General features: G+C 72.0%; 17 protein-coding genes. 7 read left to right on the top strand and 10 right to left on the bottom strand.

Annotated features, from left to right (window positions below):
• From AB0J40_RS36760 to AB0J40_RS36745, 4 genes are read right to left on the bottom strand one after another with little or no spacing between them, the layout of a single operon-like run.
• Complete coding sequence (locus AB0J40_RS36760; protein ID WP_364462800.1) at positions 1-816, bottom strand: carbohydrate ABC transporter permease; 816 nt, start codon at positions 814-816, stop codon at positions 1-3.
• A complete protein-coding gene (locus AB0J40_RS36755; RefSeq protein WP_364462798.1) occupies positions 813-1,868 on the bottom strand; it encodes a sugar ABC transporter permease in 1,056 nt (351 codons plus the stop codon). Before AB0J40_RS36755 ends, AB0J40_RS36760 begins: the two co-directional genes overlap by 4 nt.
• A gap of 4 nt (positions 1,869-1,872) precedes the next feature.
• Entirely contained in the window at positions 1,873-3,102 is a 1,230-nt protein-coding gene (locus AB0J40_RS36750) for a sugar ABC transporter substrate-binding protein (protein ID WP_364462795.1), read from the bottom strand.
• Between the two features lie 25 nt (positions 3,103-3,127).
• Positions 3,128-4,123 (bottom strand): LacI family DNA-binding transcriptional regulator, encoded by a 996-nt coding sequence (locus AB0J40_RS36745; protein WP_364462792.1) that lies wholly within the window; start codon positions 4,121-4,123, stop codon positions 3,128-3,130.
• 115 nt (positions 4,124-4,238) lie between these two features.
• On the opposite strand from AB0J40_RS36745, the gene AB0J40_RS36740 reads away from it, so the two are divergent.
• Positions 4,239-6,266 (top strand): glycogen debranching N-terminal domain-containing protein, encoded by a 2,028-nt coding sequence (locus AB0J40_RS36740; RefSeq protein ID WP_364462789.1) that lies wholly within the window; start codon positions 4,239-4,241, stop codon positions 6,264-6,266.
• Here the strand turns inward: AB0J40_RS36740 and AB0J40_RS36735 are convergent.
• Together AB0J40_RS36735 and AB0J40_RS36730 are read right to left on the bottom strand one after the other, a co-directional pair.
• A complete protein-coding gene (locus tag AB0J40_RS36735; RefSeq protein ID WP_364462786.1) occupies positions 6,237-6,920 on the bottom strand; it encodes a class I SAM-dependent methyltransferase in 684 nt (227 codons plus the stop codon). The genes AB0J40_RS36740 and AB0J40_RS36735 overlap by 30 nt on opposite strands.
• Positions 6,917-7,315: an SRPBCC family protein gene (locus AB0J40_RS36730; protein ID WP_364462783.1), complete on the bottom strand. Its 399-nt coding sequence runs from the start codon at positions 7,313-7,315 to the stop codon at positions 6,917-6,919. Before AB0J40_RS36730 ends, AB0J40_RS36735 begins: the two co-directional genes overlap by 4 nt.
• Before the next feature lie 53 nt (positions 7,316-7,368).
• On the opposite strand from AB0J40_RS36730, the gene AB0J40_RS36725 reads away from it, so the two are divergent.
• The gene (locus tag AB0J40_RS36725; RefSeq protein WP_364462781.1) at positions 7,369-7,779 is read left to right on the top strand and encodes a MarR family transcriptional regulator; all 411 of its coding nucleotides are present in this window, start codon (positions 7,369-7,371) and stop codon (positions 7,777-7,779) included.
• A 97-nt stretch (positions 7,780-7,876) separates the two neighbouring features.
• The gene (locus AB0J40_RS36720) at positions 7,877-9,130 is read left to right on the top strand and encodes a hypothetical protein (protein ID WP_364462778.1); all 1,254 of its coding nucleotides are present in this window, start codon (positions 7,877-7,879) and stop codon (positions 9,128-9,130) included.
• Between the two features lie 42 nt (positions 9,131-9,172).
• On the opposite strand, the gene AB0J40_RS36715 is transcribed toward AB0J40_RS36720, so the two are convergent.
• The 4 genes from AB0J40_RS36715 to AB0J40_RS36700 form a co-directional block, all read right to left on the bottom strand.
• On the bottom strand, positions 9,173-11,140 hold the full coding sequence (locus AB0J40_RS36715) for a cellulose binding domain-containing protein (protein ID WP_364462775.1): 1,968 nt from the start codon (positions 11,138-11,140) through the stop codon (positions 9,173-9,175).
• 81 nt (positions 11,141-11,221) lie between these two features.
• Positions 11,222-14,530, bottom strand: a complete 3,309-nt coding sequence (locus AB0J40_RS36710) for an error-prone DNA polymerase (RefSeq protein ID WP_364462772.1) — start codon at positions 14,528-14,530, stop codon at positions 11,222-11,224.
• Between the two features lie 136 nt (positions 14,531-14,666).
• Positions 14,667-16,238, bottom strand: a complete 1,572-nt coding sequence (locus AB0J40_RS36705) for a DNA polymerase Y family protein (protein ID WP_364462769.1) — start codon at positions 16,236-16,238, stop codon at positions 14,667-14,669.
• 137 nt (positions 16,239-16,375) lie between these two features.
• Complete coding sequence (locus AB0J40_RS36700; RefSeq protein WP_364462766.1) at positions 16,376-17,059, bottom strand: hypothetical protein; 684 nt, start codon at positions 17,057-17,059, stop codon at positions 16,376-16,378.
• A 169-nt stretch (positions 17,060-17,228) separates the two neighbouring features.
• Between AB0J40_RS36700 and AB0J40_RS36695 the strand changes: the two genes are divergently transcribed.
• From AB0J40_RS36695 to AB0J40_RS36680, 4 genes are all read left to right on the top strand, one after another.
• Entirely contained in the window at positions 17,229-17,720 is a 492-nt protein-coding gene (locus AB0J40_RS36695) for a MarR family transcriptional regulator (RefSeq protein ID WP_364462763.1), read from the top strand.
• A gap of 152 nt (positions 17,721-17,872) precedes the next feature.
• Positions 17,873-19,537, top strand: coding sequence for a chloride channel protein (locus tag AB0J40_RS36690; protein ID WP_364462760.1), 1,665 nt, complete (start codon positions 17,873-17,875; stop codon positions 19,535-19,537).
• Positions 19,538-19,555: 18 nt separating this feature from the next.
• Positions 19,556-20,887 (top strand): NAD(P)/FAD-dependent oxidoreductase, encoded by a 1,332-nt coding sequence (locus AB0J40_RS36685; RefSeq protein WP_364462757.1) that lies wholly within the window; start codon positions 19,556-19,558, stop codon positions 20,885-20,887.
• 86 nt (positions 20,888-20,973) lie between these two features.
• A complete protein-coding gene (locus AB0J40_RS36680; protein WP_364462754.1) occupies positions 20,974-22,182 on the top strand; it encodes a glycosyltransferase in 1,209 nt (402 codons plus the stop codon).
• Positions 22,183-22,242 lie beyond the last annotated feature (60 nt).

The raw sequence follows: 22,242 nt of genomic DNA, 5'->3' as shown, positions 1-22,242 counted from the left end.
CTACTTGTCCACTCCTTCGTAGGTGCCCTGGGTGAACCGGCGCGAGAACACGAAGTAGACGACGGCGACCGGCACCGTCATCAGCAGGGCCGCGGCGAGCTTGAGCGGGAACTGGTTGCCCTGCCCCAGTTCACCGGACACCAGACCGGCCACGCCAGAGGTCAACGTGTTCAGCGCCGGGTCCTGTCTCGACACGATGTAGTGCGGCAGCTCGTTCCAGGATCCCTGGAACGACAGGATGGTCACGGTGATCAACGCCGGTTTCGACATCGGCAGCACCACCGACCGGAACGTCCGGAACGGGCCGGCACCGTCGATGCGCGCGGCCTCCTCCACGCTCACCGGCACGGTGTCGAAGAACTGCTTCATGATGAACACCCCGGTGCCGTCGACGAGCAGCGGGACGATCATGCCCGCGTAGCTGTCGTACATGCCGAACTGGTTCAGCACCAGGAACTTCGGGATCAGCAGCACCACGCTCGGGACCGCGATGACCGCCAGGACCGCGCCGAAGACCGCCTGACGGCCGCGGAACCGCAGCCGGGACAGGGCGTACCCGGCCAGGGAGTCGAACACGACCCGCCCGACGGTGATCGTCACCGAGACGAACACCGAATTGGCCGCCCAGCGCGGGAAGTCCTGCTCGGCGAGCGTCCGGAAGACGCTCACCGACCACTGCCGGGGCCACGGCAGGAGCGGGTGCGCCGTAGCGTCGGCGTCGGTCTTGAACGCCGTCGCGAGCTGGATCAGGAAGGGGTAGATGTACAGCGCCGCGACCAGGACGAGGACCGCGTAGCCGAGCCGGCGTTTCTTCATCGGCGCTCCCGCAGGGCCCAGCGCTGCACCAGCGTGAAGGCCACGATCACGACGAACAGGAGGAACGCGATCGCCGCGCCCTGGCCCCACTGGTGGCCGACGAACGACGTCGAGTACGACAGGTAGGCCGGCGTCAGGGTGGTGTTGGCCGGGTTGCCGCGGCTGAGCACGTACACCTGGTCGAAGACCTGCCAGGTGCCGATCAGGCCGAGCGTCAGCACGAGGAACAGCGTCGGGCGCAGCTGCGGCAGCGTGACGCGCCAGAAGCGCTGCCACGACGTCGCGCCGTCGATCAGCGCGGCTTCGTCGACCGACGGCGGCAGGTTCTGCAGCGCCGCGTAGAACATCAGCATGAAGCCGCCGGTGGAGGTCCAGACGACGAGCACGATGATCGAGCACATCGCCACGCTCGGGCCGGCCAGCCAGTCCCACCAGGACAGTCCGAGGAAGCCGTGGCCCGCCAGGGCGGACGGCGGGTTCGCCGGGTCGCCGAGGGCGAGGTGGAAGATCCCGCGCGGGTCGGCGAACCAGCTGGGACCGTCCACTCCGAACAGCTTGAGCGCGGCGTTCACCGTGCCGGTGCTGGAGAACAGGAACAGGAACACCACCGAGATGGCGACCGAGCTGGTCACGGTCGGGAAGTAGAACGCGGTCCGGAAGAACTGCCGCCCCCGCAGCTTTCGCCGATCGAGCAGCACCGCGAGGAAGAGGGCGAGCGCGGTTTGGAGGGGGACCACGAAGAGCACGAAGTAGCCGTTGTTGCGGACGCTGGTGGCGAAGTTCTGCCGTGTCAGCCCCGGTTCGGCGAGCAGGGCGGCGTAGTTCTCCCCGCCGACGAAGTGCACGCGCGAGGAGAACGGGCTGCCGTTGCCGGTCCAGTCGCTGACGCTCACCCACAGCGCCATCAGGATCGGCAGCACCATGAACAGGCCGAGCACGAGCAGCGTCGGGGCGAGGAAGAGCCAGCCGGCCCGGCCGTCGCGCCGGAGGGGGCGGCGGCTCCGGCCGCTTCGCGCGGGCGTGGCGGCCGGAGCGGTGAGGACGGTGCTCACGGCGTCACTGCCCGAGCGCGGCCGCGGTGTTCTGCTGCAGCTGCTGCAGGATCCGCTTCGGGTCGGCACCCGGCAGCTGCTGCAGCTGGGCGTCGAAGTCGGTCAGCACGGGGTCCATTTTGGTCAGCGTGACGGGCCCGTGCGCGTGGTCGGCCCCGGCGACGAACGCCGCCTGCGCGGGGAACTTCTGCTCGTACTGCGCCCGCACGGACTGCCGCGACGGGATCACGCCGAACGCGTCGGCGAACGCGAGCTGCTGCTGTGGCTGCATGAACGAGTCGACGAGCTGCTTCGCCTGTTCCTGGAACTTGCTCTTGGCGGCGATGCCCCAGCACTGCGTGAACGACAGTGTGCCGGGCCCGGCCGGCCCGGCAGGCAGCGCGACGACGCGGTACTTGACGTTCGGGTAGTCCTTCTTCATGCCGCCGGCCAGCCAGTTGCCGTCGATGCTCATCGACGCCTTGTGCTGGCCGAACGCCTCGCCGGAGTCGCCGGCGCCGAGCTGCTTCGGGTACTTGGCCACGCCCGAGGCGAGCAGGTCGCGGACGTAGGTCAGGGCCTGGAGGTTCTGCGGTGTGTCGGCGGTGGCTTTCTTCTGGTCGGCGTCGACGGCCCAGCCGCCGGCCTGGACGAGGAAGGCACCGATGCGGTCGCGGGTGTCGTTGAACACCAGCCCGGTGCGGCCGCCGGTGGTCAGCCTCTGCGCGACGGTCTTCAGCTGGTCCCACGTCTTGGGGACGTCGTTGTCGGTCAGCCCGGCCGCGGCCCAGTCGTCGGTGTTGATCGCGAGGGCGAGGGTCGAGAAGTCCTTGGGGGCGCAGTAGAGCTTGCCGTCCTTGGTGAACGTCGTGCGCAGCGTCGGGTAGATGTCGTCCTTGTAGGACAGATTGTCGCCGTACGGGAGCATTTCTTCGGCGTAGCCCTGGAACTTGGTGGCGTCGACGGCGAAGACGTCCGGCGGGCTGCCCGCGGCGAAGCCCTGGCTGAGCTGCTGCGCGAGGTCGTTGGCGCTGACGACCTCGGCCTTGGAGCCGTCGGGGTGCCACGCGGCGGCGGCGTCCTGCATGGCCTTGAGCTCGGCGCCGCCGCTCGCGGCGATCATCACCTTGAGCGTGGCGGGCCCGGACTGCTGGGTCGCGGGCCGCGACGAGTCGTCGAAGCCGCTGCCGCAGGCGGAAAGCGGGAGCAGCAGGCCGGCCGCCGCGAAGGCGGCCACAGTTCGGCGGGGAAGCATCGATCCTCCTTGATCGCGCGGGGACTCAGGTGGTGCGGAGCACGAGGTGCGGGGTGAAGAGGGTGGTCGCGGGTTCGGAGCCGGCTTCGCCGCGCAGGGCGGTCCGCAGCCGCCGGACGCATTCGGCGGCGACGTCGGCGATGGGCTGGGCCACGCTGCTCAACCCCAGCACGGCGGCGGTCGGGGTGTCGTCGAAGCCGATGACGGCGGCGTCGGCCCCGGGCCGGATCCCGCGGTCCCGCAGTTCGGCGGTGACCCCGAGGGCGAGCGAGTCGCTGGCGCAGACGAAAGCCGTCGGTTCGTGAGCCTCCAGCAGCCGGGCGGCGGCCGAACGTCCCCCTTCCACGCCGTCGAACACCGCGATCTGCGGCCCCTCCCCCAGCCCGGCCGCGGCGAGGCCCGCCGCCCAGCCCGCGCGGCGGTCGTCACCGCTGCCCGACCCCTCCGGCCAGCCGACGAACGCGATCCGCCGGTGCCCCTGGCGGACCAGGTGATCGGTGGCCAAGCGGGTGCCCGCGGCGCCGTCGACGTCGACCCACGGGTGCGTGTCCTCCGCACCCCACGGCCGGCCGAACGTGACGAACGGCAGCTGCCGCTCGAGCAGCCAGCGGGTGCGCAGGTCGTCGTGGTGGGTGCTGGTCAGCACGAACCCGTCGATCCCGACCGAGGCGATCAGGTCGGCGTACGCGCGGGTCTCGGCCTCGTCGTCGGCCGCGGTGAACAGCATGATCCGGTGGTCGTAGCGCTCGGCGGTCGCGGTCAGCGAGTGCAGGAACTGGTCGAGCACGACGCCGCTCACGCCGTTGCCCGACGGCGGGATGCACAGCCCGATGATCTGCGACCGCGTGGTGCGCATCTGGCGCGCGGCGGTGTTCGGGCGGTAGCCGAGCCGTTCGATGGCGGCCAGCACGCGTTCGCGCGTCTCCGGGCTCACCACCTCGGGCGAGTTGATCACGTTGGACACGGTCTGGCGCGACACCGCGGCCGCCTCGGCAACCGAGTTCAGCGTGGGCCGTCCCATGTCCTGCCTCCGGGTTTGAACGTTCAACTGCGGGCCACTCTGAACCCGTGGCGCTGAGCTGTCAAGACTTCGAAGTCAGTTGACATTCTTTCGTTTGATCGATCCAATCGTAGGCATGGCCGACCTCCAGCCCCTGCTCCACGACCTCGCGATCGCCCTGCACGCCCCGACCGTCGTGCTGTCCGGCCGGGACGGGCAGATCCGCGCCGGCGGGACCCAGGGCCTGCTCCACGGCGACCTCCGGCTGCTCAGCGAAGCCGTGGTGACGGTCGACGGCGACGAGCCGGAGGCCATCGGCGGCGACGAGCCGAGCGCCGACCGCGCACGGTTCACCGGGCTGCTGCGCCGGCTCGGCGACCCCGGCCCGGACCCGACGGTGTGGCTGCGGCGCGATCGCACGGTCACGGCGTCCGGGATGACCGAGGAGCTTTCGCTGGTCTCGACGGCTTCGCTGAACCGCCGGCGCGTCGTGGAAGTCGTGCTGGCGGCCGACTTCGCGCCGATCGACGAGATCAAGTCGGGTGGCCGCCGCTCCCCCGTCGTCCCGGCCGGCGGGCGGTGGTCCGCTTCCTCGGCGGTCTCCGAGGTGACGGCCGAAGGCGCCGAAATCGTCGTCGACGGGCCCCGGCTCCGGCTGCGCTGGACGGTGGCGGGTCCGGCGACCCTGCGCTGGTCGTTGCGGGTTTCCGACGAGCGGGCCCTGTTCGTCCCCGGCGGCGTCCGGCTGCCGCGACCGCGGGTGCACGCCGACGACCGCCGGTTCACCGCGTTGCTGGACCGCGCGCTCGACGACCTCGACGGGCTGCTCCTGGCCGAGCGCGACCACCCGGTCGACGCGTTCGCCGGCGCGGGCGCCCCGTGGTTCCTCACGCTGTTCGGCCGCGACAGCCTGTGGGCCGCGCGGCTCGCGTTGCCGCTGTCGGTCGACCTGGCGGGCGGAACACTGCGGACGCTCGCCCGCGCCCAGGGCACGCGGCACGACCCGGCGACCGGCGAGGCGCCGGGCAAGATCCTGCACGAGCGGCGCCGGGACGTCTTCGAGACGATCGACGGCGCTTCGCTGCCCGCCGAGTACTACGGGACGGTCGACGCGACCGCGTTGTGGGTGTGCCTGCTGCACGACGCGTGGCGCTGGGGCCTGCCCGAGGACGAGGTCCGCGACCTGCTGCCGACGCTGCGGTTCGCGCTGTCCTGGATCACCGGCGCGGCGGACCCGGACGGCGACGGGTTCGCCGAGTACCGCGACGAAAGCGGGCACGGCCTGGCCAACCAGGGGTGGAAGGACTCCGGCGACGCCGTCCGCTTCCACGACGGCGCGCAGGCGAAACCCCCGATCGCGTTGAGCGAAGTCCAGGCGTACCAACACGAAGCCGTGGTGCGCGCGGTCTCCTTGCTGACTGCTTTGGGCGAGCCCGTTTCCGGTCTTTCCGAGTGGGCTGCTTCCCTGCGTTCGCGGTTCCGGGAGAGGTTCTGGGTGTCCACTCCGGACGGTCGTTACCCGGCACTGGCCCTGGACGGCGACAAGCGGCCGGTGGACGCCCTGACGAGCAACATCGGCCACCTGCTCGGCACCGGGCTGCTTTCCGACGACGAAAGCGCGTCGATCGGGGAACTGCTGCTGACTTCGTCGCTGTCATCAGGCTTCGGGTTGCGCACGATGAGCGCGGCTTCGGGCGGTTATTCGCCGTTGAGCTACCACTGCGGCTCGGTCTGGCCCCACGACACGGCGATCGTGGTCCGCGGTCTGCAGCGATCCGGCCAACCGGCCCGCGCCGCGGCCCTGGGTGCGCAATTGCTTTCCGCCGCACCGGCTTTCGACTACCGGCTGCCGGAACTTTTCGCCGGGTACGGCGTCGCGGAGACGACGATGCCGATGCCGTACCCGGCGTCGTGCCGCCCACAGGCGTGGTCGGCGGCGGCCGCGGTGAGCTTGCTGGTGGCGTTCCTCGGCTTGGCCGTCGACGTCCCGGCGGGCACGGTTTCCCTGACCCCGCCCCAGCCGAGCCCGGTCGGCGCGCTGCGGGTGTCGGGCCTGCCACTGGCGGGTGGCACCCTCGACGTCTCTCTCTCGGCCGAGGGCGAGGTCACCGACTTGCGGCTGCCGCCGGGGTTTTCAGTCCTTTCGGAACAGTCCAGTGAGTAGGAACCGCTTGCCGAAGCGGCCGGTTTCCTCTCGCATCGGGCGCAGTTCCAGTTCGGTGAAGCCGTCGAACAGGTTTCGCAGTTCGTCGGGTGAGTACGCGAGGCCGCCGTGGAGACTGCGGTCGCGGTAGAGCTGCGCGTCCGGGATTTCCGTGCCGGAGTCGGGGCTTCCGGTGCCGGCGGCGAAGCAGACGAGGCCGAAGTGCCCGCCGGGTTTCAGGTACCGGTCGAGCAGGCCCAGGTAGCTGATCCGCCGGTGCGGCGCGAGGTGGTGCAGGCAACCCGAGTCGTAGACCAGGTCGTACTCCGCGTGCGGCAGGTCCGCGGCGAAGATGTCGGCTTGGTGGAAGCGGACGCCGTCGACGCGTTCGCACGCCCAGGCGATCGCTTCCGGTGAGCCGTCGACCGCGTCGACGTCGTAGCCGGCTCCGGCGAGCCTGCGCGCGTTGCGGCCGGGCCCGCACCCCAGTTCCAGCGCGCGGCTGCCGTTCAGCCGGCCGTCTCGCAGCCAGGCGTCGAGGTTTTCGTCGGGTTCGTCGACGAAGAACGGCACGGGCCGGTCGCGGTCGGCGTAGAAGTCGTCCCACTCGATGTTCTCGAAGAAACCGTCCAGCATCCGCAGGAGGTCGTCGACCGACCGGATGTCCCGGTTCACCGTTCGACGTGCGCGCGCACGGCTCGCAGTTCCTCGTCCACGACCGCCATCTGCGCCTCCACGGCCGCAGGCTCGGCGTCCTCGGGGAAGAAGAGGCTGAAGATCAGTTCCGCGCCGGTCAGGTTGGGCACGACCCGCGCGAAGAGGCCGAGGTTGGGGGCGTCGGCGCTGACGAAGTCGACGACGCCGTGGTCGGGCGCGACCTTGACGGCGACCGGCCGCGCGTCCTCGCCCACGCGCCAGACGTCACCGTGGTCGTGCTCGACGCTGGTCGCGAACCCCGGCGCCCATTCGGGCAGGCGGCGGGCGTCGGAGAGGTAGGCGAAGACCCGCGCGGGCGGCGCGGAGACGGAGATGGTGCGCGTCTCGGCGCGCCCCGGCTTGAAGGTGGTCATGACGGAAACGATACGCACCTGCTTATCATCTGTCCACGCGTAAAATCCGCCGGGTGAGCGAGGACCTCGGAGCGTTGTGCGCCGGAGCGGCCCGAGCGCTGGCCGAGGCCGAGCGCCCGGTGCTGGAGTCGCACGGGCTCACGATGTGGCAGTACGTGGTGCTGTCGGCACTGTCGACGGGCGCGGCGGCGAGCCAGCTGGTGCTGGCCCAGCAGATCCACTACGACAAGACGCGGTTGATCGCATTGCTGGACGGGCTGGAGGCGGCGGGGCTGGTGACCCGAGCCCCGGACCCGGCCGACCGCCGGGCGAGGGTGGTCCGGTTGACGGAGGCGGGGATCTCGCGCCACGCGGCGGTCCGGGCGGCGATCCGGGAGCTGGAGGAGCGGATGCTGGCGGGGTTGAGCGCCGAGGAGCGGCGGGCGCTGCGGGCGGGCCTGGCCCACCTGGCGAACCCGGACTGACGGTCACCGTTGAGTCGCATCCAGCGGCCTCGCGCAACACCAGCTCTCTTCGCCGCGACTCCAGGGAGGTTCAGCCCCCGAACGCCAGGAGATCACCGTGCCCGCCAGACTGGACGTCCCGCCGAATGGACCAGAGCGGAAGAAGTTCGACGACCTCGTCCGGAGTGAGCGCCTGCTACGCAAGAAACTCGCAGAACGCCGAGCGAGAATATTCGACCAGGATACCGCGGATGATCTGCGCGAAAAGCTGGATACCCTGCTCAATTCCATGTCGGCGATCGCGCTGGACGAGCCGTTCTGGGAACGATTGAAAAATACCGAAGACTATGCACCTCTGACCGAAGAAGATCTCGACGAGCTCACCCAAGTCGCCTGGGCGACGCTTCCTTACGTCTTGGAAACCTGGGGGTACGCGGACCCGCCGCCACCACCGGCCAGCGTGCTGGTAGCCAACACCGTCACCGCTCTCAACGCAGCCTTCGACTTCGCAACCGACCGCCACACAGCCATCAACGAGACCAGATGGCACCTCACCACCCTCGTCATGAGAGTCCGGCGGCAGATCGGTCAGCTCACCACCTCCGGCTCGTCTCCAGAGCGGCTTCACGGCCTGGCCAAGTCCCTCGGCACGAGCGCACGCGACCTGATCGTGCCGGTCGGCGCGAGCTTCGCGGGAATCATCACCGAATCACTGGCGGCGAAGTCCGACCCGACGGCCGCCAAACTCGCGGGAAAGTTCGCCGAACACAGCACTCGACTCGGCCTGGAGGCAGTCGTGGGCCGTTCGGCCGAGCGACGAGCAAGCACAGCACAGCCTTCCGACCGTGCACTGCGTGAGATAACGCCCATTGCCGTGCACTTGAACGGCGTCTCGGACAATCTGCACCGAGCCAGTGTCGAAGGTGCCGAAGATCAGGTTGGAGGCCTGCTTGCATACGCGCGCAAACATGCATCCAGAGTGAGGGAGCTGGCCGGCGGCCGGACCCCGCACTTGTCGCACGCTGTCGACAACTTGGCCGCCACGTTGATCCAGGCGATCGAGATCCATCGCAGCGGCGGCGATCCGACGGAGCTGCTCGACGCGAGCCAAGACGCCCTGGGTATCGCCTACCGGATCGTCCTCGACCGCGCTGACAGCCTGCCCCGCACCGACACGATCGATGAAGCCGAAGGCATCGTTTTCCCACCGGAAGTCGACCCGGATCCGGTCTCGTTTCACGATGATATCGATTTGTCGTCGATCGACGAGTCGACGACTCTGGAAACGAAAATTGACGGCGACTTGTTCGGCCCTGATCTCTCGGAGCCGGACGATTCAGCCGAAATCGGGTCTGGCGAGGTGAACCTTTGATGCGGCGGGTGACAGGCCGGAGACCTGCCACCCGCCTCGCTGTCACGCCACCGAGCAGAGGGTTCCGTTCAGCCTGAACGCCACCGGCAGGATGTTCGGCCCACCGTAGTCCGCGACGAACCCGACATCCACCCCCGAGCCCAACGCCGCCGACGACGTCACCTTCACCGTCGCCCCCTCCTGGACCCATGTTCCGTTCCAGCCGCTCGTCACCCGCTGGCGTGCCGTCGGCCAGGTGAACGTCAACGTCCAATCACCCGTCACCGCCGCGGATGTCACGTGGATTCCGCCCACGAAACCACTCGCCCAGTCGTTCACGTCCGTCAACTTCACCGCGCAGCTGCTCGCGGCGGGCGCGCCCGTCGTCAACGTCAGCGGTGGTGACGCCCACGACACGTGACCCGCCGCGTCGCGGGCCAGTACGTTCACCGTGTACCTCGTCCCCGGCACCAGGTTCTCGACACCCAGGGACGTCCCCGTCGTCTCGCCCCACTCCTCGCTCACCGCTCCCACCTGGCGGTACACCTCGTACTTCACGCCCGGTGCCGACGCCGGCCACGTGATCGTCGCCGTCGTGTCGGTCGTCGTCGCGGTCGGTTGGCCGGGGGCGGCCAGTGGCGAGGCCGCGGCGTGCAGCACCACCGTCGTCAGCGAATACGGCGGCAGCGTGCCGTCCCAGGTAGACGATCGGGTGATCGACGTTGCTCCGTTCGTGAACGTGTACACCTCGGCCACGGAACCCGCGGGCTCGAGGTCGACCGTCCGCGCCGCCGCGGGGTCCTTGTTCACCAGCAACACCGCCACGTCGCCGTTCGGACGGCGGGCCGCGTGCGCGTCGACCAACGGGTCGTCCGCCGCGGCGCGGATGAACTGGTCACCCGGGCGCGCGAACGTGCTCAGCATCTTCAGCCCGTAGTACGGCGCGAACGGCGTGTTCAGCGCCGGCTCGCACCCACCGTCCACACAGGTCCCGCTGGACAGCAGGCCGGAGTCGCCGTAGTCCGGATAGCCGGCCACTGTGGACACCGTGGTCGGGCCGTTGTGCGTGTCCCACCAGTCCACTGTGAACACGCCGTTCTCCAGCATCGACGCGTACGTCTCGGCCGCGAACAGCGCGCCCGGCTGGGTGTCCATACCGACCGGGGTGTTCGTCTCGGTCAGCGCGATGCCGAGTGGCTTGCCCGCGTACCGCGTGATCTGCTCGCGCGCCAGGTAGAGCATGTCGTCCACCTGCTCGGTCCGGGAAAGCGCTTCCTCCGCCGTCGATCCGCTCGGGTACCAGTGCAGCACGGCGAAGTCGACGTGCGGGCCCGCGATCGAGAGCACCGTCTGGTTCCACGTGCCGGTGTCACCGGCCGCGACGATCCCGTCCGGCCAGTTCGCCGGCGTCGTCAGCACGGCGCCGATCTTCACCGACGGGTCCACCGCCTTCATCGCGTCGGCATAAGCCACGACGCCCGCGGCGTACGCGGCCGGGCTCTTGTCCTCGTGGTTGTCGGCCTCCCAGTTCGCGCCGTAGTGGCCGTTGCCGTACAGCTCGTTGCCGATCTCCCAGTACTTGACGCCGTACCCCTTCGTGACGTTCGCGTACCGCACCCAGTCGGCGGCTTCCGCCGGGGTTCCGGTGCCGTAGTTGGCGATGACGATCGGCTGGGCGCCCGCCCGCCGGACGCCGCCCATGAAGGTGTCGAAATCGGTGTTCGGCGCCACGTAGCCGCCGGGCGCAGTGTTGTCCTTCCAGTGGTAGATGTCGCCGTAGGAGCCGCCGGGGTACCGCATCGTGCGGACCCCGGCGGCGCCGTACAGGTCGGCGACGGCATCGGTGCCGAGCTGGCTGTCCCACACGGCGTGGTTGACGCCGACGGCGGTGCCCGGCACGGTGGCCAGCCCCGCTTTCGCGTTGACGGTCACGGTCGTTCCGGCCGGGGTCGCCGCGGCGGCCGCCGGCACCGCCGCCGCGAGCACGGCCGCCACCGGCCACGCTGCCCAGCGCAGACGTCGAGCTGTCATCGAAGGGTCCATCCTCTCGTCGGGCACGAACGGATGGCTGGAAGCGCTCTCAGAGCAGAGAACCAGTGCGTGGCCCGGAAGTCAACGGAAGTCCCGCGACGGGCCTGTCCGCATCGACAGGTCGAGCGGTTCGAGCCGGTCCGCGACGAGTGTGACCACCCCTTCGGCCGCCTGGACGTACCCGCGGACCAGCAACGCGGCGCTCGTGTGGGCGACCAGCCGCTGCCGGCGCCAGAGCCCCGGGGAGACGATCACGTTGGCCATGCCGGTCTCGTCCTCCAGGTTGAGGAACGTGATCCCGCCCGCGGTCGCCGGGCGCTGGCGGTGGGTCACCGCGCCGCCGACCCAGACGCGCGTCCCGTCCTCGGCGCGTGCCAGCTCCGCCGTCGTGATCGCGCCGCGCGCGACCAGCAGCGCGCGCAGGTACTCGACCGGGTGGCTGTCCGGGGAGACGCCGGTGGCCCACAGGTCCGCCGCGGTGACCTCCAGCCGCGTCATGCCCGGCAGCGCGGGCGCGTCGAGGCCCGGGGCCAGGCCGGGCAGGTGCCCGGGCCGGGTGGCCGCCGCGGCGCCGGCGGCCCAGAGGTCGCGGCGCCGGTCGCCGCCGAACGCGCCGGCCGTCGCCAGTGCCTCGACGACGTTCTTCTTGAGCTGGACGCGGCGGGTGAGGTCGCCGACCCCGGCATACGGGCCGTGCGCGGCGCGTTCGGCGACGATCTCGTCGGCGACGGCGGCGCCGAGGTGCCGGACACCGGCGAGGCCGAGGCGGAGCGCGACGCCGCCGGTGCTTTCGGCGTCGGGTTCGAGCGTCGCGTGCGCGAGGCTGGCGTTGATGTCCGGTTCGCGGACGCGGACACCGTGGCGGCGCGCGTCGGCCACCAGCGACTGCGGGCTGTAGAACCCCATCGGCTGCGCGCGCAGCAGGCCCGCGCAGAAGGCCGCCGGGTAGTAGCGCTTCAACCACGCCGACGCGTACACGAGCAGCGCGAACGACATCGAGTGCGCTTCGGGGAAACCGTAGCCGGAGAAGGCGTGGATCTGCTCGAAGATCCGCGTCGCCAGCTCGCGGTCGAGACCGTTGGCTTCGCAGCCGGCGAAGAACCGCGCCATCAGCGCCTTCATCTTCGCGCTGGACCGCTTGGCGCCCATCGCGCGGCGCAGCTGATCGGCTTCGGCCGGGGTGAAGCTCGCGACGTCGACGGCCATCTGCATCACCTGTTCCTGGAACAGCGGCACGCCGAGCGTCCGGTCCAAACTGGACTTCAGCAGCGGGTGCGCGTGCTGCCACTGCTCGTCACCGCGACGGCGCCGGATGTACGGGTGCACCGAACCGCCCTGGATCGGGCCGGGCCGGATCAGCGCGACTTCGACGACGAGGTCGTAGAACTCCCTGGGCCGCAACCGCGGCAGCGTCGCCAGCTGCGCGCGGGACTCCACCTGGAACACCCCGACGGCGTCGGCTTCGCACAGCATGTCGTAGACCGCCGGGTCGGCCAGGTCCAGCTTTCCGAGGTCCACAGTGGAACCGTGGTGCTCGGCGACGAGGTCGAGCGTGTAGTGCAGTGCCGAAAGCATGCCGAGGCCGAGCAGGTCGAACTTGACGAGGCCGACGGCCGCGCAGTCGTCCTTGTCCCACTGCAGCACCGAACGGTTCTCCATCGTGGCCCATTCGACGGGGACCACTTCGGACACCGGCTGCCTCGAAATGACCATGCCGCCGGAGTGGATGCCCAGGTGGCGCGGGAAGTCCTCGATCCGCGCGGCCAGGTCGAGGACCTCCGCGGGGATCTCCCCCGCCGTCTGCTGCCCGGTCCGGCTCCAGCGGTCGACGAGCTTGCCGTAGGCGTCCTGCTGCCCGGGGCTGTGGCCGAGGGCCTTCGCGGCGTCGCGGATCGCCGAGGGCGCGCGGTAGGTGATGACGTTGGCGACCTGCGCGGCGTGGAACCGGCCGTGCTTTTCGTAGACGTACTGGATGGCCTCCTCGCGGCGGTCGGACTCGATGTCGATGTCGATGTCGGGCGGCCCGTCCCGTTCCGGCGCGAGGAAGCGCTCGAACAGCAGGTTCCACTTCACCGGGTCGGCGTGGCAGATCTCCAGCGCGTAGCAGACCGCGGAGTTCGCCGCGGAGCCGCGGCCCTGGCAGAGGATGTTCGACTCCTTGCAGAACCGGACGATGTCCCACACCACGAGGAAGTAGCCCGGGAAGCCGAGCTTTTCGATGATGCCGAGTTCGTGGTCGAGCTGGGCGTAGGCCCGCGGGTTCTCCTCCCGCGTCCCGTAGCGTTTCGCCGCGCCGCGCCAGGTCAGCTCGCACAGGAACGACATTTCGTCGTGCCCGGGCGGCACCGGGAACGGCGGGAGGTCGGGGGCGACGATCTGCAGGTCGAACGCGACCTCGACGCCGAGGACGGCGGCGCGCCCGACCGCGCCCGGGTAGCGGCGCTCGAAGCGGCGGCGCTGCTCCATCCCGGACCGCAGGAACGCCTGCCCCGACGGCGGCCGCCACGCTTCGAGGTCCTCGGCCGAGCGCCGCGCCCGGACGGCGGCGACCATGTCGGCCACGACGGCGTCCTCGGGGCGGGCGTAGTGGACGTTGTTCGAGACGACGGTCGGCAGCCGCAGCTCCTTCGCCATCCCGTCGAGGAGGTCGTTGGCCGCGTCGTCGAGGGGCTGCCGGTGGTCGATCAGCTCGACGGCGACGTGCCGTCGCCCGAACCGGTCGACGAGCCGGCCGAGCTCGGCCCGCGCGGCGGCGGGCCCGTGGGCGGCGAGCGCCCGGCGCACCGGCCCCTTGCGGCACCCGGTGAGCACGACGACGTGCCCGGCCAGCTCGTCGACCAGCTCGTCGAGGTCGTAGACGGGCCGGCCCTTCTCCCCGCCGGCGAGCTGGGCGCGCGAGATGACCTTGCAGAGCCGGTGGTACCCGGCCTGCTGCCGCGCGATCACCAGCAGGTGCGACCCGGCCGGATCGGGCTCGCCGGCCTGCGGCGCGGGCAGGCCGAGGGAGAGCTCGGCCCCGAACCCGGCCCGCACGCCGAGCTCCCGCGCGGCGTCGTTGAACCGGACGGCGCCGTAGAGGCCGTCGTGGTCGGTGAGGACGAGGGCGTCGAGCTCGAGCCGCGCGGCCTCCTCGACGAGCGTCTCGGGGTGGGAGGCGCCGTCGAGGAAGCTGAAGTTGGAGTGGACGTGCAGCTCGGCGTAGGGGGCGCGGATCCGGTCGCCACCGTCGTCCCGGCTTTTGCGCGCCCGCAGGTCTTCCGGCGCGCCGGCGTACCCTTCGCGTTTGCGCGACCACGCGGGGGCATCGTTGCCGTCACCGGGAACGGGCGGCCGCCCGGAGGCGATCCGTTCCACTTCGGACCACGGCACACTCGGGTTGTTGAACGCCAAAACTCCGCTCCCCACAAGGAGTTCGCTGTGGGGAAGCCAGCGACTACGGTTCGAACACACGTACGACTACAGTGGATTGATCCTGAGCCCGCCGGGGGCCGGTGTCAACTCGGCAGTCGCCTCGATCACAGGACAGTCAGTCGTAGACGCCCTCGACAGTCCATTGTGGATCAACGCCGACGGTGACCCGCAGCAGCAGCGCCAGGTCGTCGTTCTCCCCCTCCAGCACCACCTGTACCCGGGCCAGCGGGCGTTCGCTCCGGTGACCGGGCAGCGCCGGGTGCACCACCCACGGCCCCGCCGATCCCAGGACGCGGCGTGCCGGGCCGCCGTCGATCGTGATCGTTGCCGGGGGGTACGTCAGCTCGCCGCGGTTCGTGCAGGCGACCGGGTCGCCCACCGCGTCCAGGACCGTTGCCGGTGGTGGCTCGGGCGGCACGCGGGACGGCGAGGGGGCCGGGAGGCGGCCCGGCCACGGGCGGTCCTCGACCGCCGGCCTGCGCGGCTCGCCCCACGGGATCAGGCGGACCCGCTCCGCCGGGCCGCGGCCGCCGTCCAGCAGCGGTGTCACCACCGCGTCGGGGCCGAGGAGACCCTGGATGCGCACCAGGGCGCGGCCCGCTCGCTCGGCCGCGTCGGCGTCGCGGCCCAGTGAACCGAGCTGCAGCTGCAGCGCCTGGCCGCCGACCACCTCCTCGGGGTCGAGGCGCAGCCGGACGATCCCCGTGCTGGGCCGGTCGCGCGCGGTGAGCCAGCCTTCGCACTGCCAGCGCACGCGGTCCGCCGTCGCGCGGGCGGTCAGGGGTTCGGCGCAGCGCCAGACGCGTACGCGCTCTTCGCCCGCTTCGGTGACCGCGACGATCGCCAGGCGCGTGCAGGCCAGACCGTGGTTCGCGAGGCCGGCGAAGAAGCGTTCGCCGAGGGTCTTCGCGACGAACGCGGCTTCGTCGACCCGGCTCAGCGGGTGGTCGAACTCCTCGGTGACGGTCAGGTCCGGCGGGAGGGCGCGGCGCAGCGGCGGGCGTTCGGCGAGGCCGCGGGCGAGGCGGTGGGCGGTGATGGCGTCCTTCGGGAAGCGGCCGGCGACGTCGCGTTCGGCCAGCGCGGCGAACGCGCCGAGGGTGCGCAGGCCCAGGCGCCGCAGCAGGCCGACGAGCTCGCCGCGGTCGTCGCCCGGCTGGTTCAGCTCGGTGATCGGGAGGGGCGCGAGGAAGGCTTGCGTGCCGCCGGGCGGGACGAGGGCCGAGCGGCGGGCGGCGAGGGTCGCGGCGAAGAGCCCGTCGGCGATCCCGACCTGGCATTCGACGCCGGCGCCCGCTTCGACCTCGTTGATGAGGAGCTCGGCGAGCGCCTCCTCGCCGCCGAAGTACCCGGCGGCGCCGGTGACCGGGACGGCGACGATGCCCGGCCGCACGACCTCGACCCCGACGGCCTGCCGTTCGACGGCGGCGGCGACGGGTTCGAAGAGGCGGGCGTCGCGGTCGGGGTCGTGCTGGTGGACGACGAGGTCCGGACACCGCGACTGGGCATCGCGCCGGCGCATGCCGCGCCCGACGCCGTCGCGGCGGGCGGAGGCGGAGCAGGCGACGACGCGGTTGCCGGAGAAGACGGCGGCGGGAGCGAGGGGCGGCGTGCCGGCCGCGGCCCCGGCGGCGACGACCGGCCAGTCCGGGCACCACAGCACCAGCAGCCGTGGTGAACCGCTCATCCCGCGAACGACGGTTGAGTCATCGCCCGGCTGCGGCCGGGCACCTGGCCGGCGCGAACGATCGGCGCGCCCCGCCGGTCACCGCGCGGGGGAAGCAAGGCACCACAGCCGGTTTTCGCTCTTCCCGGCACCGCGGCTCACCCGGCCACCTCGGCGAGCCGCCGCTTCCGGGGCTCACCCGCCGCCACCGCGCCACCCGGGCCCGGCAGCTGCAACGGCACCGACGACGACCGCACCGCCGCGCCACGCCCGACGCTCGTCGCCACCACCTCGCGCGTCCTCAAATGGCCGTAGCCGTCCGGGGTCAAGCCGTGCCAGCGGCGGCCCGTCACCCTCAGCTCCACGTCCGCGCCCGGCCATGGGCCCACCGCCAGCAGCACGGTGCCGCGGTTGCGCACCCGGCCCGCGAGCCGCCGCGCGAGCTGGGGCTGGACACCGACCGGGCCGAGCACCACCACGTCGAACCCGTCCACCAGCGCCGACAGCACGCCCGCCAGCTCCGCGCCCGGGTGCGGCACCAGCGCGATCCGGGCCAGATCGACGCCGAGTTCCGCCGCCGCGGCCAGGCCCAGCTCGGGCAGGCCCGTCACCGCCGCCCAGGAACCGTCGCGGGTCGCCGCGGCCAGCAGGGCCAGCACCAGCGAGGTCGCGCCGCGCACCGAGACCGTGCTGCCGCGCCTCAACCCGCCGCCCGGCAGCAAGCCCGCCAGGGGCGGGAGCACGGCCAGCACGTCATCGGCAACCGGGGCAGCGCCCAGCTGGGCCGCCGTGCGGACCCCCGGGATCGCCGTGAGCCCGGCCAGCGCGTCCGGCACCGCCACCACCGCTCACCTCCAGCACCACGTACTCGCACCGGAGACACCCGCGTCGCGCGGGCGCACCCAGGAGAAAGTTATCGAACACTTGTTCGCATAGTGCGAGACGGGCGGGCCCGCTGTCAAGCCGGGGGTCACCCCGCCGGGGCAGGGCCGCTCCGGCACACTGGACGGCATGACCCGCACGAACCCGGGCCTGGACGCCGCCGGCGTCGATACGCTGACCGACGCCGTTCTGACCGCGTCGCGGCTGCTGGTGGCGGTGTCCGTCCGGTCGATCGCCGCGGCCGAAGACGGCCTGACCCTGCCGCAGTTCCGGCTCCTCGTGGTGCTGCACACCCGCGGGCCGCTCAAGCACGCGACGCTCGCCGAACACCTCGGCGTCACGCCGTCCACGGCCAGCCGGATGGTCGACCGGCTGGTCGCCGCCGGGCTCGTCGACCGCCGGCACAGCCCGGTGTCCCGCCGCGAGATCGTGCTCGACATCACCCGGGAGGGTGGCCGGATCGTCCGGCAGGTGACGACCCGGCGGCGCCGCGAGATCGCCAAGATCGTCGCCCGGATGCCGGCGGAGAGCCGGCAGGGGCTCGTCGACGCGCTCACGGCGTTCGCCGAAGCCGGCGGCGAACCACCCGCCGCGGCGGCACCCGAAGCCATCTGGGGCTGACCGAACCACCCGAAGGGGACGTTCCTCCCGCCGGACGCGGGGAACGTCCCCTTCGGCCTGCCCGTGAACCCGGCCACTCGACCGCGGCTCGACTTGACCCCAACCGTTCGCCACTACAAGTATTGCTGATTGCAATAACGAACGGAGGCCCGATGAGCGGCGGTACGCCCGCGCAGCCCCGCGCCACGCACCTGGGCGACTTCCAGGTGCGGCCGCGCATGCTGCTGATCGCCCTGCTCGCCGTCCCCGTCGGGGGCGCCGCGTCGCTGGCCGCGCTCGCGCTGCTCAAGCTCATCGGCCTCATCACGAACCTCGTGTTCTACCAACGGTTCGACACCGCGCTCGTCGCGCCCGGCGCCGCCGCGCACCCCTGGTGGCTGGTGCTGACCGCGCCGGTCGCCGGGGCGCTCGTGATCGGTGTGATGGCGCGGTTCGGCTCGGAGAAGATCCGCGGCCACGGCATGCCGGAGGCCATCGAGGCCATCCTGACCGGCGAGAGCAGGGTCGCGCCGCGCGTCGCCGTGCTGAAGCCCGTGTCGGCCGCCGTCAGCATCGGCACCGGCGGGCCGTTCGGCGCCGAGGGCCCGATCATCATGACCGGCGGCGCCGTCGGGTCGATCCTCGCGCAGCTGCTGCACCTGTCGGCCGACGAACGCAAGACGCTGCTCGTCGCCGGGGCCGCGGGCGGCATGGCGGCGACGTTCAACGCCCCGCTCGCGTCGATCCTGCTGGCGGTGGAGCTGCTGCTGTTCGAGTGGCGGCCGCGCAGCTTCATCCCGGTCGCCGCCGCCGTCCTGACCAGCACGCTCTGCCGCGGTTTCCTGCTCGGCACCGCCCCCGTCTTCGGCCTGCCCGAAACGCCTGCGCCCGGCGCCGGTGCCGACGTGCTCGCCCTCGTCCCCGGCATCACCGGCGGCCTGCTCGCGATCGCCGCGACGGCGCTGGTCTACCTCGCCGAGGACGGCTTCGCGCGGCTGCCGATCCACTGGATGTGGTGGCCCGCGCTCGGCGGGCTGGTCATCGGCGCCGGCGGGCTCGTCGAGCCGCGCGCGCTCGGCGTCGGCTACGACGTCATCAACCAGCTGCTCACCGGGCGGGCGACGACGTCGCTGATCATCGGCGTCCTGGTGGTGAAGACGCTGATCTGGTCGCTGTCGCTCGGCTCCGGCACGTCCGGCGGGGTGCTGGCGCCGGTGTTCATGATCGGCGCGGCGCTCGGAGCGGCCGAAGGGAACCTGCTCCCCCACGTGGCGGCCGGGTTCTGGGCGGTGTGCGGCCTGGCCGCGGTCGTCGGCGGCGTCATGCGCTCGCCGTTGACGGGCATCGTGTTCACGCTCGAGCTGACGCACGCGTGGAACGACCTGCTGCCGCTGGTGGTGGCGGCGGTGTCGGCGTACGCGGTGTCCGTGCTGCTGCTCAAGCGATCGGTGCTGACGGAGAAGATCGCCCGCCGCCGGCTGCACCTGACCCGCGAGTACACGACCGACCCGCTGGAGACGTTCTTCGCGCACGAGGTGATGACGGCGGACCCGGAGGCCGGCCACGCGCTGCTGGCGCGCGAAGGCCGGCCGGTCGACGCGATCTGCCACCCCGACGACACGCTGCGCGAAGTGGCGAACAAGCTGGCGACCGGCAACGTCACGCAGGCCGTGGTGGTCGACCGCGCCGAGCCCGCCCACGTGCGCGGGGTGATCACGCTCGCCCAGCTGCTGCACGCCCGGCGCCGCGACCTGCACGAGGAGCACCACCGGGAGCGGGTCCTCGCTGTGACGCGGATATCAGTCACGTCCTCGCCCGCCACCTCGTCCAGGGGGTGAGCGAGAAAAGAGGACGAAATGCGCCGGATCCTGATCGTCGGCGGTGGCTACGCCGGGTTCTACGCCGCCTGGAAGCTGGAGAAGAAACTCCGCACGAACGAGGCCGAGGTCACCCTCGTCGACCCGCGGCCTTACCTGACCTACCAACCGTTCCTGCCCGAAGTCGTCGCCGGGGCCGTCGAGGCGCGGCACGCCGCCGTGTCGCTGCGGCGGCACCTGCGCCGGACCCGCGTGGTGGCCGGGAGCGTCACGGCCATCGACCACGCGCACCGCGTCGTGACCGTCCAGCCGGCCGACGGGGACGCGTTCGAGCTCGGCTACGACATCGTCGTCGTCACCGCCGGCGCCGTCACCCGCAAGCTGCCCGTGCCGGGCGTCGCCGAAGAGGCGATCGGCCTCAAGCACGTCGAAGAGGCGGTCGCGATCCGGGACCGGCTGCTCACGGCGTTCGACCGCGCCGCCGTGCTCCCGGAGGGCCCGCAACGGCGGAAGCTGCTGACCGTCACCTTCGTGGGCGGCGGCTTCTCGGGCGTCGAAGGCTTCGGCGAGCTGCTGTCGCTGGCCACCGCGCTGCTCAAGCGCTACCCCGAACTGCGCCGCGACGAACTGGCGTTCCACCTCGTCGAGGCGTCGGGCCGCATCCTGCCCGAGGTCACCGACCGGCCGGGGCGCTGGGTCGTGCGCGAGCTGGAACGCCGGGGCGCGCACGTCCACCTCGACACGCTGGTGACGTCGGCGACCGGCGGGCACGTGACGCTCTCGACCGGTGAGGAGTTCGACTCGGAACTGATCGTCTGGACCGCCGGCAACGGCGCGAACCCCGTCGTCGGCAAGCACACCGACCTCCCGGTCGACGCGCGCGGCCTGGTCGTCGTGCGGCCGGATCTGCGGGTCGAGGGCGTGCCCGACGCCTGGGCGGCCGGCGACGACGCCGCGGTGCCCGACCTCGCCTCGCCGGTCCCGGGCGCGCGCACGGTGCCCAACGCGCAGCACGCCTACCGGCAGGGAAAGCTGTTGGCCCGCAACATCATCGCCACCTTGCGGGGTCGTGAGCCGAAGCCGTACGTCCACCACAGCCTCGGGTCGATCGCGACGCTCGGCCTCGGCCGCGGCATCTTCCAGTACCGGCGCCTGGTGATCACCGGCCTGCCGGCGTGGCTCCTGCACCGCGGCTACCACGTGCTGGCGGTGCCGAGCTGGGAACGGAAGGTCCGCGTGCTCGCGGTGTGGCTGACGGCGGCGCTGTTCGGGCGCGACATCCTGTCGCTGGCTTCGGTGCAGCACCCGCGCGACGCGTTCGTCAGCGGCGGTGCACGACCGGAGGAACTCCCCGCCCCCTTCAAGGTATAGCCGAACCCGGGGCTTGCGGCAAGGCGGGGGTGATCCCCCAGAATGGCCCGCCGTACGCCATCACCAGGGAAAACGGGGGAAGCTCAATGCGGGTGCTGTTGACGACGTGGGGTTCACGAGGGGACGTCGAGCCGCTGGCCGGGCTCGCGGTGGCCCTGCGGGAAGCAGGCGCGGACGCGGTGGTGTGCGCGCCGCCGGACGACGACTTCGGGCGGCTGCTGGCGCGGGCCGAGGTGCCGCTGGTGCCGCTGGGCCCGACGGTGCACTCGATCGTCGCCGGTCCGAAGCCGCCGACGGCCGAGGACGCCTTCAAGCTCGCGCCGCGGCTGGTCGACGCGCGGTTCGAGACGCTCACGGCGGCGGCCGAAGGGTGTGACGCGCTGCTGGCGACGGGCCTGATGCCGGCCGGTGCGCGGGACGTGGCGGACCACCTCGGCCTGCCGTACGTGTTCGCGTGCTTCCACCTGCTCGGCCTGCCGTCGCGGCACTTCCCGCCGGGGGCGCGGCCGGGCACGCCGTCCTCGCCGGACGAGACCGACAACCGGAAGCTGTGGCAGCAGGACGCCGAGCGGGTCGACGCCCTGTACGGCCCGGCCGTGCGGAGGCACCGCGAAGCGCTGGGCCTGCCGCCGGTGGACAACGTCCGCGACTACGTCTTCACCGATCGGCCGTGGCTGGCCGCGGACCCGCTGCTGTGCCCGTCGGAGGGCAAGACCGACCTGGACCTCTTCCAGACGGGTGCGTGGATCATGCCCGACGACCGGCCGCTGCCGGACGGGCTCGAGGAGTTCCTCGACGACGGCGAACCACCGGTGTACGTCGGCTTCGGCAGCATGGCCGCGTACGCGCCGGAGGGCATCGCGCGGATCGCCATCGAGGCGGTCCGCGCGCGGGGCCGCCGGATCGTGCTGGCCGCGGGCTGGGCGGGACTGGCCCCGATCGACGACGGTGCCGACTGTTTCGCCGTCGGCGAGGTGAACCAGCAGGCGCTGTTCCGGCGGGTCGCCGCCGTCGTGCACCACGGCGGCGCCGGCACCACCACGACGGCGGCCCGGGCCGGGGCGCCGCAGCTGGTCGTGCCGCGGATCGCGGACCAGCCGCACTGGGCGGCACGGGTGGCCGAGCTGGGCATCGGCGCGGCGCACCTGGACCCGGCGCCGACCGTCGAGTCCCTGACCGCCGCGCTGGACACCGCGCTCGCCGCGGAGAGCCGGGCGAAGGCGGTGGGCGCCGAGATCCGGCCCGACGGCGCGCTGGTGGCCGCGAAACGGCTCCTCGAACTGGCCTCGGCCTAGGCTCGGCGCGAGTCGTCGTGAGTGTTTAGGGCGGTTCTACCGCCCTAAACACTCACGACG

It is taken from the genome of Amycolatopsis sp. NPDC049691, from assembly GCF_040675005.1.
In the GTDB taxonomy this organism is placed as follows: Bacteria; Actinomycetota; Actinomycetes; order Mycobacteriales; family Pseudonocardiaceae; genus Amycolatopsis.
This window is presented reverse-complemented; position numbering and strand designations above follow the sequence as displayed.